The following is a 14,071-nucleotide window of genomic DNA, read 5'->3' as shown; positions in this document are numbered from 1 at the left end:
CTTACTCTACAACATGTAAATGTATCGGTTGTTTTTTTTTCCTGAGCGATTGTGCCGTGCCCCCGGTAAAAACCATTTTAATTTCTGCAGCAATAGAAACGGCGATTTCCTCAGCAGTTTCTGCGCCAATATCCAGCCCAACAGGTCCGTACAAATTTTTAAAGGCTTCGCTAGTGCCTTTGTTTAATTCGTCGAGCATTTTATTTAACTTCTTTTTCGGTCCCAGGGCGCCTATATAGCGGATATTTGTTTTTAGCAGGTCGTTTAAGAGCGTCGAATCGTAATTGTAGTTATGCGTCATCAACACGCATGCGGTTCTATTGTCGATTGATAAATGCGGCAACACGTTTTCGGCCTTCTGCATAATTATTCGGTGTGCGTTAGGGAAACGTAAACTGTTGGCATGGGTCGGCCGGCCATCAACAACGGTAATCTCCCAACCCAAAATAGAGGCAATATTAACCAATGGCTGGGCATCGTTGCCAGCACCGGCAACAATTAGCGAGAGGGGAGGTGGAATAAACTCGATAAAAGCCTCGGTTTCGTTTTCGTAAGGCTTAAAAGCAGACATTTCGTTTTCAAACGCAGCTACAATATCGCCCTGTATCAGTTTATCGAAACCAGATGCGGATTTGGCATAGGTTTCATCTTTCCGATAAAGCAGTGTGGTTCCCAATTGGTTCTTGTTCGAGTGAGAGAAGAGTGTAACGAGCACCGCATTTTCTCGCTTTTGTTGCAGCAATTCAAGGAGCTTAATCGGATTTAACTCCATCTCGGGGCTAACCGGTTCGAACAAAATGTGTACAATGCCGTTACATCCCAATTGGATGCCAAATTTTGCATCATCCTCATCAGTGGTATCATAAGTGATGAGCTTATTCTCTTGTTGCAAAATTGCCGTTAACGCCTTTCGCAATGCATCGCCTTCCAGGCAGCCGCCGCTAATTGCTCCTGTTAACTGACCATCTTCGGTAACCAGCATTCGCGCACCCGCTCTTCGGTACGAAGAACCTTCTACCTTTACAACTGTAGCCAAGGCCGATTTTTTTCCCGCTTTGGATGCCGCTTCGTAGCGAATCAAAATATCTCTGATCTCTTTCATTTACCCACACATTATTTTTTGCAATTTACTAATCTCAACCAAGCTTCGGGTCTTGTCATAAAGATTTTGCCTATCTCCCAATCGGTTTACCACTATCAAAAGCGCTGCAATATTCCTTAAAGCTATAATTGCAAGTCGAATCATTATCTTAAAACAATTTAAAAGCTTAATAGTTAATAGAATAACATTAAAATAAAATTAGAAAAGTAAATAGCATTGAAATGGGAAAAAGGGTTTGTGTGTTAGAGGATGATCAAGGGATCAGAGAAATCATTGAATTTTTACTTAGTGAAGAGAATTACGAAGTGGCGGGCTTTTCAAACATCGCCGACTTTATGGTTAACGCCAGGAATGTTATTCCCGATTTGTTTCTTTTGGACGTAATGTTGCCGGATGGCAGTGGAATGGATGTATGCGATTTACTTAAATCGTCGGCCCGGACAGAAAATGTGCCGGTACTGATGATGAGCGCACATGCCGCACTAAGCGACGTAAAAAACGGATGCAAGGCCCAGGATTTTATTTCGAAACCATTTGATATTTATGATCTGCTTAAAAGGGTAGATCGGCAGCTGAAAGATTAATATAGTTGGAATCGCTCAAAAGCAGTTTGCCATCCCGAGTTGTAATTTTTAGCAAAAAATCAATATGAAGGACGTTTTAAGGCCGTCGTCATTCCCGCGCAGGCGGGAATCTTAAAGCTGTAGCATTAAGATCCCCAGTCAAGCTGAGGATGACGGCCGTTCATGTAGAGGCTTATAAAAGAGCGAAGTGCATAAAAACGTCAATGGTAGGTGTAATTTATTGCATAAAAATCATTATGAATGACGTAATTATTGGCGGACTGCTTAGGCGTTTGGTTAACATGCACCAAAAGATTGCAGCATTGGCTCCAAGGGAGTACCATTGGCACGGCAACTAAGCCTTACCTAAGAAATAAAGACCCTGCGCTTCATAAAAATCTTGGTAAACTTGGGTTACATAAAATTGTGTCGCTATGTTGGCAACTCCTTAATTAAAATAAATAATGGCTGGTAAAAAACCGTTGACGCGGATCTGCCGTATATCTTTTTGTAATCGATAAGATTACTTAACACTTAAACTAAAGGAAATGTTAAACACAACAACTGCAGCTATACTTGGCGGACCGGAGATGATCATTCTTGTGATCGCTATTGTGCTATTATTTGGCGGGAAGAAAATTCCGGAATTGATGAAAGGACTTGGTAAGGGAATTAAGGAATTTAAGAACGGACAGGAAGGAATAGACGATACTCCGGTTCAAAAAGAAGTAAAGGTACAGCCGTAGTTTGCCACAAATAACAATACCAACTGATAGAAAAACGTTAAGCCCCAGCATTTATGCCGGGGTTTTTTATTTGTTTTGTTCTGGCTTTCAGCACGTTGATAGTAGCAATTTAAAATTAACTTTTAGATTACATAGCGAATATGGTATTCGCCTACTTTTGACAAAGTTTTCCTGATTATATTTTGAAGGGAGAACGATAAAGAACAATGAAATACTTAGTTAAAGAAATAAGTGAAGGAAATTGTGATATCACTTTATTACCGGAAAATTTAAGCGATCGGAACTTATTGGCCGAAACGAAGCACCATTACGCCGAAGATTTTCAAAAGCAGTTTCAGACTCATTTTGAACATGCATTGAAAAATGGCGTACATCAAAATGCCGCCTTTATTTCCTTAAACTTTGAGGAAAGCAATTATCCGAAAAGAGTAAATGTAAACTATCAGATTTTACAGAATTAAATGAACGAGGCTTTCTTAATAAGAAGGCCTTTTTTATTTGGTTGGTAGGCAGGGGAGCAATGTTAACAATTTAGGGTAATTTGCTGTAGTTGGAGCGATCAATTAATATATTTTCGAAACCTTGCGCCCGTCCATATTGTTATCACTAAAAGAATATGATGGATAATGATAATGATAAATCGCCTTTGGAAGATGTTAATTTACCAGAGGATCAGGAAAAACTGACTCAACAAGCCCTTGGCAATACGGCAATAAGCAACGACGATGATAATAACCAATCGCTGCCTAAAACCACCGGAACAGGCTCGAACCCTCCGTCTGCCGCTCCAAATTCGCTCATCGTACACGAAGACGAAAATGGAGAGAAAACCTACGAAGATGGAGAGGATGTTAAAAAAAGCAGTGAATAGTGCAGTGTTGTTAAATGGCATTGTATTACCGCAGTAGTTATTGCATGATCTTTGGCTGGTGTTAAGTTTCGGTCAGAGCTTAATGCCGGTTGTCGTTATAATAGATCAAATGAGAAAACATAATTGGATAGCTCAATATTTGTTATGAGAATAATTTGAATTTGTGCACTATTATTAGTAAATTATCACAAAACCAAATATAGGATTTCTATAAACAACGTACAACCATTAAGCGCACAAGATTTATTTGACCTTTTAAAAGCAGAATTTCCACCTTACATAAACGATCAGCTTAGGAGTAATTTGGCGGTTGAGTTTGCACATGTTGCTGACATTGTCAACATCAGCTTCCCAGAAATTATTGATGGCAATGCCTATACAATTATTGTAGGAGAGGATAACCTTGAGCTTACAGATCATACTATTGAGGGAACGTACGACACCGAATTACTGGAGCAACACTTAGTTGAATTCCTAACTTTAAAAGCAGGCTAAATCCAATCTTTTGCTGCTTATCGCACCTGAGCAATTCCGAAACCGTCTTTGCAGCTTTGTTTTTCCTGCATACTTAAGTGATATGCTATTTAGTAATTTGGCCAGGCATATACATGTGCATGGATGGTTACACCGTAATTTCAGATGGGGAGCCAGTGGAACTAATCCGTCTCGATGAACACTAGACTTTAAAAATGTAATATCAAACGGTCGTTATCCTCAGCTTAACTCGGGATCCTAATGCACAAAAACGGATCAGTTGCATTAGGATTCCCGTCTGCGCAGGAATGACGACCTACTGAAGAAAATGTGCCCACACGATAGGAGAACTCGGGACAGGCAGTTGCCTCAGCATGACAAAATATTGAATTACAGCGGCTGTGCATCCCATCGGCGTTTCATTGAGTTTCAGCTCAGTATATCTTTCTGCTGCTTGCGGTTTATAGTTAAAATTAAATGATGAAAACAATCTTAAAGATAATTCTTTGCCTGCTCATTGTCTCTTTAAAAGGATATGCGCAAAACCTGCACCCAAAGCGACTGCCCAACATTATTTATATTTATGCAGATGATTTGGGTTACGCAGAAACTGGCCCTTATGGACAAAAGAAAATCAGGACACCAAACCTGGACAAGCTGGCTAAGGAAGGCATGAAGTTTACGCAACATTATACCGCTACGCCCGTTTGCGCACCTGCCCGTTGTATGCTGATGACTGGGAAGCATGGTGGTCATTCCTACATCCGTGGCAATTACGAAATGGGGGGTTTTCCCGATAGTTTAGAGGGCGGGCAAATGCCATTGCCCGAAAGAACATTTACCATTCCAGTCATGCTGAAAAAAGCGGGCTATGTTAGTGCACTTACCGGAAAATGGGGCTTGGGAATGAATAACTCAACAGGTTCTCCACTAAAGCAGGGCTTCGATTACTATTACGGGTATCTCGATCAAAAACAGGCACACAATTTTTATCCCTCTCACCTTTGGGAAAATGATCTCAAAGTTAGCCTCGATAACCCTTATATTAATGTACATAGGCCCCTGGATTCTACCAACGCTACCGATAAAGACTTCGAATATTATAAAGGACGCACCTATTCGCAGGATATGATCACTAAAAAAGCCATTCAATTTATTAACAAACAAGGTAAAAAGCCTTTCTTTTTATACATGCCCTACAACATCCCGCACGTGTCTTTACAGGTTCCAGACGCTTATACTAACAAATACGTAGGGCAATTTAAAGAGCAGCCATACTATGGCCAGCAAGGCTATGCCCCTGCAAAATATCCGTATTCAACCTATGCCGCCATGATTACCTATCTCGATGAGCAGATTGGAATCATTATGGCCGAAATTAAGAAACTCGGTTTGGATAACGATACGATTATTATGTTCTCGAGCGATAACGGAACCACATTTAATGGTGGTGTAAATGCAAAATTTTTTAACAGCGTTGATGGTATGAAAGGCTTAAAGATGGATGTTTTCGAAGGAGGAATCAGAGAGCCGTTTATAGCCAGATGGCCCGGAAAAATTCCTGCAAACACCACCAGCGATTTCATTTCCGTGCAGTTTGATATGATGGCAACCTTTGCCGAAATAGCGGGCGTTGAAACCAATAATACTGATGGAATTTCGTTGCTGCCAACGCTTCTCGGCAAAAACGAGAAACAGCAACAACGAGAATATATTTACTGGGAATATCCCGAAAAAGGCGGTCAGCTCGCCATTAGAATGGGTAATTGGAAAGGCGTGAGGTTGAACTTGTGGAAGGATTTAAATAATCCGTGGATGATTTTTAACCTTAAAAACGACCGAAATGAAACAGAAGACCTCTCATCGCAACACCCGGAACTCGCTAAGCGTTTCGACGAAATTGTTAAAAAGGAACATCAGGTTTCACATATCAACGAGTGGGAGTTTCTCGAAAGCAAAATGAAAAAAAATTAAATCACCTTAAATGCGATCTGATTTTGATTGAGCCTGGTGCTGTAATTTGATACCATCAACCCATTTACAACCCTATCTAACCACTGAAGATTTGACTATTAATCGTTTTAATGTGCCGCTAAGCTAACTTATGCCTAGCCAGGAAACAAGATAAACTAAATGTTATCTTTAGCTATGCATTCGATCTCGACTACAGCCACAGCCATCATAAAACAAAAGGATTAAGCAAAAAGATACACTACACTTATCTAACGGGCACTCCAACAGCGCAGTCAATGTGTGTTTTAAAGATACTTAGCGCCAATGAAAAAGGGTTGCTCGTTTGGAGCAACCCTTTTTTTTTGTTGGGAGCAACTCCCATTTGTACTCGGGGCGGGAATCGAACCCGCACGCCTTTGAAAGCACAGGATTTTAAGTCCTGCGTGTCTACCAGTTCCACCACCCGAGCATTAGTCAATCCGGATAAACCCGTTTGATTAATGTCTTAAAATAAATGCCTTTCGGTAGGAAAGGCATTTAGAGCGAAAGACGAGATTCGAACTCGCGACCCCGACCTTGGCAAGGTCGTGCTCTACCAACTGAGCTACTTTCGCATGATTAATACAATCGCTGTATTCCCTTTGGGGTTGCAAATATAGAAATATAAACCTTTCTTTCAAAAATAATTTAAAATTTTTTGGTGTATCAATGATTCTAATCCGTGCTTTTAATCAGGTCTAACGATCAATTATCCATTAACAACAGATTTTCAGCGATTTAAAAATAGGAATATAGTTAAAACTTTTAGGAATATTTATTAACTTCAATAATGGATTTCTCAGAGAACTTTCTTCATTATGTGTGGCGTTTCAGGTCTTTTGATAGCGCTGAGCTAAAAACAGCAGCATCAGAAAACTTAAAAATCATTCATCAGGGTTTTCTCAACGCAAATGCCGGACCTGATTTCAGCAACGCCAAAATACAGCTTGATGGCACAATTTGGGTTGGTAACGTCGAGATCCACATTAAGTCGTCAGATTGGTTAAAGCATCATCATCAAATTGATGACGCCTACAATAGCGTGGTTTTGCACGTGGTTTATGAAAATGATGTGCCGATCAAACGGAAAGATGGAACCACATTGCCTGTTTTGGAACTAAAGAACAGAATCTCAACTGAGCTAATTACAAGGTACGAACGTTTGTTTTTAACGCTTACCGATTTTCCTTGCATCAATCAAATTCGCGAGGTAGATCAGTTGGTTGTTGATGCCGTTCTTTCGAGGACGCTGGTGGAGCGGTTTGAGCAGAAAACGGGAGCCGTTATCGAGATGCTCAACAATTTGAATGGCAATTGGGACGAAACGTTTTATCGCTTTCTGGCACGCAATTTCGGATTTAAGGTTAATGCATTTCCGTTTGAGGCTTTCGCAAAGGCGGTGCCACAGCAAATTTATGCGAAGCACAAAGATAACCCATTGCTAATTGAGGCGCTGGTATTTGGCGCATCAGGCTTTCTGAACGATGAGTTTACCGAAGCGTATCCAAAGCAATTAAAAGCAGAATTTCAGTTTCTTCAAAAAAAATACAATATCAAGCCAATCGACGCCACGATGTGGAAGTTCATGCGGATGCGTCCGCAAAATTTTCCGACACTTCGTTTGGCCCAGTTTGCTGCATTAATCATAAAGGCAAATCATCTGTTCTCCAAAATAATGGCAATTACCGATGTTTCAAAACTGCGAATGCTTTTCGAGGGCCTTCCCGTAAACGACTATTGGAAAACACATTATCATTTTAAGAAACAAGCAGCTGCTGTAAGTATACAGTTCGGAAAAACATCTATAAACAACGTGCTTTTAAATACGGTCGCATTATTTTTGTTCGCCTACGGAAAACATACGGCTACACAATCTTACATCAACAGCGCAATAAAACTGTTAGAAACATTACCGGCCGAACAAAATGCAATTATTGAAAGGTTTACCGGAGCGGGTGTTAAAATAGACAATGCCTTTGGTTCTCAGGGTGTATTGCAGCTGAAAAAGCAATATTGTGATGAGAAAAAATGCCTCTCGTGCGGGGTAGGCGTGAAGATTTTGCGCTCATCGTCTAATCACCACTAAAACCAGCTACTCTGCCGCTAGCCTGTTAAACGGAAGACAAACTAATACTTGTTGACTTATATCATAAAAGGACGGGCAGCGGCGGTGTAAACTTTTTTCTCACCTGTGCAACGCTATCTTTGCAGACGAAATAAATTAACGGGACGATTTAGATTAAAAACGGAGAGAGGCTGTCTTAAAAAAAGGCTTCTTAACCAGTATATAGTCCATTTATTAAGCCGACGTTTTAGTAAGTACAAAAAATCGGCGTAAACTGGAAAATGGGTTGCAAAAAGTTTTGACATGGCATCTATTTGCTTTTTTTTTAAAAAAAAACACGCCTCAAAGAGAGGCGTGCCAGATTAACTTTAATTAAATCATTTGGGACGAAATAGTTCAGTTAACCTAAGCCCCTCAACCGAAAACTTCGAAACCAGAGAACGATCATTGTAGTACAGAAACAGATCATTATCTTTTGTATCGAATAGCTGAGTGGTAATTCGTTTGTCGATATTAATAATTTTTTTTGTAAAAAAGTGGTAAATGTCTAAATAAATTATATATTTGCCACTGCAAGGGGTGAGAGCCTTGCATCAATCATAAGATTGAGAGCGTTAATTTAGATAAAGGTTACAACAGCGATTGTTGTAACCTTTTTTTGTTTTTAATTTGTATATTCGATTTAAATAAAGCTTCGTAAAAAAGGCATAAAAATTGTTGGGCGTTACCGAAGATTAAAACAAGCAAGATGTTTCAGAAAGTAATTACTTATTTCGAACAGCAGAGTTTTGGGGTCTCTACTTATTTAGCAAGCAAGTTAAATATGAGCACGGCAAAAGTACGCTTGTTCTTTATTTACTCCTCGTTTCTCGCGGTTGGATTTCCGATATTGTTCTATTTTCTGGCCGCCGTTGTGCTGGATATCAGAACGTATATGAAAAGGATGAGGTTGAGGATTTGGGAATGATCTCAGTTAGCAATTAGGAGTTTACGGTTCACAGTTGGCAATTCTCAGTTACCAATTAGCAATGGACAGTTGGCAGTTAACAGTTGGCAGTTAACAGTTGGCAATCCTCAGTTACCAATTAGCAGTAAACAGTTAACACTGAAAACTGAGATCTGAGAACTGAAATCTGATCAATCTTCCCTGAGAATTGCTGCGATTTCATTGAAACCCTTTTCTGCTGCTAAGTCAGCAGGTAACTTTCCGCCTTCCATGCGCAAACCTACTTCTGCGCCATGTTCTAACAATAAAATTATTAATTCGATGTTTCCTAATTGTGCCGCGGTATGCAATGGCGCCAGGCCCGCTTTTTGGCAAACATTAGGGTAAGCACCGGCATCAAGCAGTGTTTTGGTAATGGCGAGGCTGTTGGCAGCGACGGCAGAATGGATAGGAAATACGTTAAACCCATTTTTAGAAGCAAGATTGACGTCAGCACCCTTCAATATTAAAAATCTTGTCAAATCCTCGTGCCCGAAATAACAGGCTAAACCCAGCGGCGTAAAGCCGTCTTCCGAAAAATCGTTGATGCACTTCGGGCTTTGAAAAATGAGTAGGCTTGCAACATCAAACTTGCCAGCGGCACAAGCCTCAAACAAAGTGAGATCTTGGGCATATTCAGCTATTAAATCGGCAATTTCTCGCTTTTTATAATAACAAGCCAATAACAGTGGCGAAATATGATGCGAGGTTTTAACATTTGCCAGCTGCGGCGCCTCCATTAAAAGCTCCTTTACTGCTTGTAAATTTCCTTCTTCAATTTGTTGTTCGAGTTGCGCAATACTCATATGCCGAATTTTATTTCAATAATCGACTTAAATTAACAAAAAAAATAATAAAGTTCGAAATATTCAAGCACGTATCCAGCCTCGCTACAAAGTAGCCTCTCTGCGCGGGAATGACGACCCAAGAAAGGGGTGGTGTTCACACGGCAGGAGAAATCGGCACAGGTCGGCTAGCTCAAATCGACCCCGCAAAGGCGGTTATCCCTAAGACATGTCGTTTAAACCAAAAAAAATCCCGTTTAACCTCTCCAGGCAAAACGGGATAAACCTAAAACAAAATCCGTTTCATTACAAAACGTACAACTTGTGTGTTGTATAGTGATAGACTGCATTTTTTCCTGATGGTTTAACCCGCGGCTGAAGAATTTTTATTAATTTGAAAGCAGATTTAAAAAGTACACCAAAGATACACTTAGATTTAATGGCCGCCGTTAGTTGATTATACAAAAGGGAAGGTTCCGTATCGGGTTGCATCGCAACCAAAGCATAGATTGCATTTTTTTTATAACGCTTTCATAAATGCTGCGCAGTTTTATCTAAGTTTGTTCTTTATAATTATTACGATAGAAAATGGCGGTAAGGGGAAACCAATTTAAAACCAACACATTCAGAGATAAAGGATCAGAAACTGCCTCAGGGAGAGCATCATCAAGTCGCCGGCCGAAAGAAAGGAGTGAATATTTACCTACTTTCGACTTACAAGATGGACGTGCGGTGAAAATTGCGGGTTTGTTCTTTATCATTCTTTCACTTTATTTTTTAATTGCTTTTACCTCTTACTTATTCACCTGGCAAGATGACCAGAGTTATGTGGTAGATGCAAACGGCGGATGGGGAAACTTATTTAAAACGGCCGAGGAGTTAAAAGATGCCGGAGTAACTACGCCCGTTGTTCAGAACTGGCTTGGCAAATTCGGGGCCTTACTTTCTCACCAATTTATATACGAGTGGTTTGGCGTTGCGTCGTTTTTGTTTGTACTGGCCTTTTTTATAATCGGTTACCGCTTATTATTTAAGGTTAAAATCCTTTCGATCTCAAAAACTTTAGGCTATAGCTTTTTCTTTTTACTTTTTCTTTCGTTAACGTTCGGCTTTGCCCACAGTTTCTGGGCAGAATCGCCGCATTATGTTGAGGGCGAATTTGGTTATTGGAGCAACAAGTTATTAAGTGCACAGATTGGCGCAGCAGGAGTGGCCGGATTAATTGCCTTCGCTGGGCTAACCATTTTGATTATTGCCTATAATATCGATTTTAAACTGCCCGAGCGCAAGCAGAAAGAAGTATATCTGGATAATGAAACTCCCGATTATGTAAACGAGGTTAGAGAAAAGTTTTCGCAAAACAGGGAAGCCGAGGATGGCGCTGAACCGGTTGAATTTGCTGATAGGGGAAAGCAGCCTGCAACTAGCGAACGTAAAGTTCAAAATGTGGTGCTGCGGCCAAATCGGTTCGAAGAAAGCGAAGAAAAAGAAGAAGTTGTTCCTCCGGTTGTCTTATCGCCCATGGCCACAAACCTTCCGCTAGCTGCTTCTCCGGCTGCAAGCATGCCTTTAACGGTTGAGCCAACAATTGAAGAAGAAAAAGAACCGGCCTTTACAATAGAAAAAACCGAAGAGGAAAAAAAATCGGATGATTTGGTTGAGCAGTTTGGTAATTACGATGAAAAACTCGATTTATCGGGATATAAATACCCTACGGTAGATTTATTAGAAAATTACGGAACCAACAAAATATCGGTAAATGCCGAAGAACTGGAAGCCAATAAAAACAAAATTGTAGAAACACTGAATCATTACAATATTGAAATCGATAAGATAAAAGCTACCATTGGGCCAACCGTAACGCTCTATGAAATTATCCCTGCACCGGGTGTAAGGATTTCGAAGATCAAAAATCTTGAAGATGACATTGCGCTTTCATTGGCGGCCTTGGGTATTCGTATTATAGCCCCAATGCCCGGAAAGGGAACCATTGGTATCGAAGTGCCAAATCAACACCCCGAAATGGTGCCGATGCGTAGCATTTTAAACACCGAGAAGTGGACTTCGAACGCTATGGACCTTCCTATTGCCCTGGGAAAAACCATAAGCAATGAGGTTTTCATTGCCGATTTGGCCAAAATGCCTCACTTGCTGGTTGCGGGTGCCACGGGGCAAGGTAAATCCGTTGGTATCAACTCTATTTTGGTTTCGCTATTATTTAAGAAGCATCCAGCGCAATTAAAGTTTGTACTGGTCGATCCTAAAAAAGTGGAGCTAACTTTATTTAACCGCATTGAGCGACACTTTTTGGCGAAGCTTCCGTGTGAGGCCGATGCCATTATTACCGATACTAAAAAAGTGGTAAATACATTAAACTCACTTTGTATCGAAATGGATCAACGTTACGATTTGTTAAAAGATGCACAGGTTAGGAATTTAAAAGAGTATAACGATAAGTTTATCAAACGCAAGTTAAACCCCAACAACGGCCATCGCTTTTTGCCTTTTATAGTGCTTGTGGTTGATGAGTTTGCCGATTTGATGATGACGGCTGGTAAAGAAGTTGAGGCGCCAATTGCCCGTTTAGCGCAGCTGGCCCGTGCCATCGGAATCCACCTTGTTTTGGCCACGCAGCGTCCGTCAGTTAACATTATTACAGGTACAATCAAGGCGAATTTCCCGGCGAGGTTAGCGTTTAGGGTGTTGTCGAAAATTGACTCGAGAACCATCTTGGATAGCGGCGGTGCAGACCAGTTGATTGGTCGCGGTGACATGCTGTTATCAACCGGAAGCGACTTAATCAGGCTACAGTGTGCTTTCGTTGATACACCAGAGGTTGATCGGATTTCGGAGTTTATCGGTAACCAACGCGGTTATGCCGATGCTTATCAGCTGCCAGAATATATTGACGAGGCCGGCGAGGGAAGTAAGGCTGATTTTGACCCGAATGAGCGTGATAAATTCTTTGAAGATGCTGCAAGGTTAATTGTAATGCACCAACAGGGATCTACATCGCTTATCCAGCGCAAATTGAAGCTCGGGTATAATCGTGCCGGAAGAATTATCGATCAATTAGAGGCTGCAGGTATCGTGGGTCCGTTTGAGGGAAGCAAGGCCCGCGAGGTTTTGTATCCCGATGAATATTCTTTGGAACAGTTCTTGAATGGTATGGATGACAAGGACTAGATTAAACCAATACTAAAAAATCTAATCTAATGTTCAAGAGACAATTAAAAAACACAAGATGAAAAAACTAATTTCGGCATTAATGGTTGTTGTGGCTTTCACAACTTCAACTTATGCTCAAACTGATGCAAAGGCTAAAGCAATTTTAGCGGAAGTAAGTAAAAAATACAAATCGTACAATATTGTAAAGACAGATTTCACTTTTACCTTAGAAAATCCAAAGGCTAAGGTGAAGGAAACGCAACAAGGAACCTTGTACGTTAAGGCCAACTCGAATAAATATAAAGTGGCCATGACCAACCAAGAGTTGTTTAGCGATGGTAAAAGCCAATGGACATACCTTAAAAAAGATAAAGAAGTTCAGGTAAGTAATGTAGATAATAGCGGCGATGCAATAAACCCAGCCAAAATTTTTACTGTTTACGAGAAAGGCTTCAAATACATTTATACAGGCGAACAAAAAGTTGGTAGTAAAACCTATCAAATGATTGATTTGACGCCAGTTGATGCGAAAAAATCGATCTTTAAAGTACGTTTAAGCATTGATAAGGCAGCTAAGCAAATTGCAAACGTTGTTTTATTTGATAAAAACGGAAATAAGTACACTTACAACGTGAAAACCTTTTCGCCAAATGTAAAAGTACCAGAAACTACATTTGCTTTCGATGCAAAGAAATATCCAGGTGTTGAAGTGGTAGATTTAAGGTAAGCCCCACCCAACCCTCCCCAGAGGGGAGGGCTTAGCGATTCGCCAATGCCAAATAATTTATAGGCTGCTTTTCGCCTAGGAGTGATAAAAAGGTTCAGCTAGTGATAGTTGAACCTTTTTTTTGTGAGCCCCACCCAACCCTCCAAAAAGGGAGGGCTTAGTAACTCTCAATGAGCTCGCCAGTCGTTACTAATGACAGCACTGGTTTTGTCATGCTGATTTTTAAGCTATTGCATAAAAATCGATATGAATGACGGTGCTTTTTAGAGAAAACTCCTAGAAAACGTCGTCATTTCGAGCGCAGCCGAGAAATCTATATCCACGGTTCAAAGATTTCTCCACTTCGGTCGAAAGGACGATTTTTTTATTGCTTTTGAAAAACGTCAATGGTAGCATAGCGAAGAATCCCTAGGCGATGAAATGCTAACTTTAATAAAGTACAAACCTAGATTGCGAATGTGTGTGGTAATATTATAGCGTTGTGCAAATAGGCTGCAGGTCCTTCCCCGTAGGTTCGGGACAAGCGTTGCACTCAGGATGACAGTATAATGAGAGGCAGGACGTACACAAGCAAAATGCTGTAGTCTTTCCGC

12 protein-coding genes and 2 tRNA genes are annotated in these 14,071 nt (G+C 40.6%); 10 read left to right on the top strand and 4 right to left on the bottom strand.

Annotated elements, in window-relative coordinates; translation table 11 throughout:
* Position 1: 1 nt before the first annotated feature.
* Positions 2-1,102 carry an XdhC family protein gene (locus tag IZT61_RS05340; RefSeq protein WP_196100148.1) on the bottom strand — a complete coding sequence of 367 codons (1,101 nt, stop codon included), beginning with the start codon at positions 1,100-1,102 and terminating at the stop codon, positions 2-4.
* Between the two features lie 221 nt (positions 1,103-1,323).
* On the opposite strand from IZT61_RS05340, the gene IZT61_RS05335 reads away from it, so the two are divergent.
* From IZT61_RS05335 to IZT61_RS05310, 6 genes are all read left to right on the top strand, one after another.
* Positions 1,324-1,686 carry a response regulator transcription factor gene (locus IZT61_RS05335; RefSeq protein ID WP_196100147.1) on the top strand — a complete coding sequence of 121 codons (363 nt, stop codon included), beginning with the start codon at positions 1,324-1,326 and terminating at the stop codon, positions 1,684-1,686.
* Positions 1,687-2,213: 527 nt separating this feature from the next.
* The gene (locus tag IZT61_RS05330; protein WP_196100146.1) at positions 2,214-2,411 is read left to right on the top strand and encodes a Sec-independent protein translocase subunit TatA/TatB; all 198 of its coding nucleotides are present in this window, start codon (positions 2,214-2,216) and stop codon (positions 2,409-2,411) included.
* A 206-nt stretch (positions 2,412-2,617) separates the two neighbouring features.
* Positions 2,618-2,872 carry a hypothetical protein gene (locus tag IZT61_RS05325; RefSeq protein WP_196100145.1) on the top strand — a complete coding sequence of 85 codons (255 nt, stop codon included), beginning with the start codon at positions 2,618-2,620 and terminating at the stop codon, positions 2,870-2,872.
* Between the two features lie 155 nt (positions 2,873-3,027).
* Positions 3,028-3,282, top strand: a complete 255-nt coding sequence (locus IZT61_RS05320; protein ID WP_196100144.1) for a hypothetical protein — start codon at positions 3,028-3,030, stop codon at positions 3,280-3,282.
* A 303-nt stretch (positions 3,283-3,585) separates the two neighbouring features.
* Positions 3,586-3,777, top strand: a complete 192-nt coding sequence (locus IZT61_RS05315) for a hypothetical protein (RefSeq protein WP_230383865.1) — start codon at positions 3,586-3,588, stop codon at positions 3,775-3,777.
* Between the two features lie 456 nt (positions 3,778-4,233).
* Entirely contained in the window at positions 4,234-5,730 is a 1,497-nt protein-coding gene (locus tag IZT61_RS05310) for an arylsulfatase (protein ID WP_230383864.1), read from the top strand.
* A 364-nt stretch (positions 5,731-6,094) separates the two neighbouring features.
* On the opposite strand, the gene IZT61_RS05305 is transcribed toward IZT61_RS05310, so the two are convergent.
* Both IZT61_RS05305 and IZT61_RS05300 read right to left on the bottom strand, forming a co-directional pair.
* Positions 6,095-6,178: transfer RNA gene (locus IZT61_RS05305), tRNA-Leu, on the bottom strand.
* 72 nt (positions 6,179-6,250) lie between these two features.
* Positions 6,251-6,323: transfer RNA gene (locus IZT61_RS05300), tRNA-Gly, on the bottom strand.
* 215 nt (positions 6,324-6,538) lie between these two features.
* Here IZT61_RS05300 and IZT61_RS05295 point away from each other — a divergent pair.
* The gene (locus IZT61_RS05295) at positions 6,539-7,834 is read left to right on the top strand and encodes a DUF2851 family protein (protein WP_196100143.1); all 1,296 of its coding nucleotides are present in this window, start codon (positions 6,539-6,541) and stop codon (positions 7,832-7,834) included.
* A 727-nt stretch (positions 7,835-8,561) separates the two neighbouring features.
* Positions 8,562-8,780 (top strand): PspC family transcriptional regulator, encoded by a 219-nt coding sequence (locus IZT61_RS05290; RefSeq protein WP_196100142.1) that lies wholly within the window; start codon positions 8,562-8,564, stop codon positions 8,778-8,780.
* A gap of 170 nt (positions 8,781-8,950) precedes the next feature.
* Here the strand turns inward: IZT61_RS05290 and IZT61_RS05285 are convergent, their stop codons facing one another.
* Positions 8,951-9,604 carry an ankyrin repeat domain-containing protein gene (locus IZT61_RS05285; protein WP_196100141.1) on the bottom strand — a complete coding sequence of 218 codons (654 nt, stop codon included), beginning with the start codon at positions 9,602-9,604 and terminating at the stop codon, positions 8,951-8,953.
* Positions 9,605-10,171: 567 nt separating this feature from the next.
* Here IZT61_RS05285 and IZT61_RS05280 point away from each other — a divergent pair.
* Positions 10,172-12,769, top strand: coding sequence for an FtsK/SpoIIIE family DNA translocase (locus IZT61_RS05280; protein WP_196100140.1), 2,598 nt, complete (start codon positions 10,172-10,174; stop codon positions 12,767-12,769).
* A gap of 58 nt (positions 12,770-12,827) precedes the next feature.
* Positions 12,828-13,478, top strand: coding sequence for a LolA family protein (locus IZT61_RS05275; RefSeq protein ID WP_196100139.1), 651 nt, complete (start codon positions 12,828-12,830; stop codon positions 13,476-13,478).
* The last annotated feature ends 593 nt before the right edge of the window (positions 13,479-14,071 follow it).

The sequence above is a fragment of the Pedobacter endophyticus genome (assembly GCF_015679185.1).
Lineage (GTDB): Bacteria > Bacteroidota > Bacteroidia > Sphingobacteriales > Sphingobacteriaceae > Pedobacter > Pedobacter endophyticus.
The sequence above is the reverse complement of the archived record's forward strand: the minus strand, read 5'-3'. Positions and strand labels throughout refer to the sequence as shown.

What these genes read in the sequence shown, in the direction of transcription:
- IZT61_RS05340 (WP_196100148.1), bottom strand. Translation starts at nt 1,102, where the DNA reads ATGAAAGAGATCAGAGATATTTTGATTCGCTACGAAGCGGCATCCAAA.
- IZT61_RS05335 (WP_196100147.1), top strand. Translation starts at nt 1,324, where the DNA reads ATGGGAAAAAGGGTTTGTGTGTTAGAGGATGATCAAGGGATCAGAGAA.
- IZT61_RS05330 (WP_196100146.1), top strand. Translation starts at nt 2,214, where the DNA reads ATGTTAAACACAACAACTGCAGCTATACTTGGCGGACCGGAGATGATC.
- IZT61_RS05325 (WP_196100145.1), top strand. Translation starts at nt 2,618, where the DNA reads ATGAAATACTTAGTTAAAGAAATAAGTGAAGGAAATTGTGATATCACT.
- IZT61_RS05320 (WP_196100144.1), top strand. Translation starts at nt 3,028, where the DNA reads ATGATGGATAATGATAATGATAAATCGCCTTTGGAAGATGTTAATTTA.
- IZT61_RS05310 (WP_230383864.1), top strand. Translation starts at nt 4,234, where the DNA reads ATGATGAAAACAATCTTAAAGATAATTCTTTGCCTGCTCATTGTCTCT.
- IZT61_RS05295 (WP_196100143.1), top strand. Translation starts at nt 6,539, where the DNA reads ATGGATTTCTCAGAGAACTTTCTTCATTATGTGTGGCGTTTCAGGTCT.
- IZT61_RS05290 (WP_196100142.1), top strand. Translation starts at nt 8,562, where the DNA reads ATGTTTCAGAAAGTAATTACTTATTTCGAACAGCAGAGTTTTGGGGTC.
- IZT61_RS05285 (WP_196100141.1), bottom strand. Translation starts at nt 9,604, where the DNA reads ATGAGTATTGCGCAACTCGAACAACAAATTGAAGAAGGAAATTTACAA.
- IZT61_RS05280 (WP_196100140.1), top strand. Translation starts at nt 10,172, where the DNA reads ATGGCGGTAAGGGGAAACCAATTTAAAACCAACACATTCAGAGATAAA.
- IZT61_RS05275 (WP_196100139.1), top strand. Translation starts at nt 12,828, where the DNA reads ATGAAAAAACTAATTTCGGCATTAATGGTTGTTGTGGCTTTCACAACT.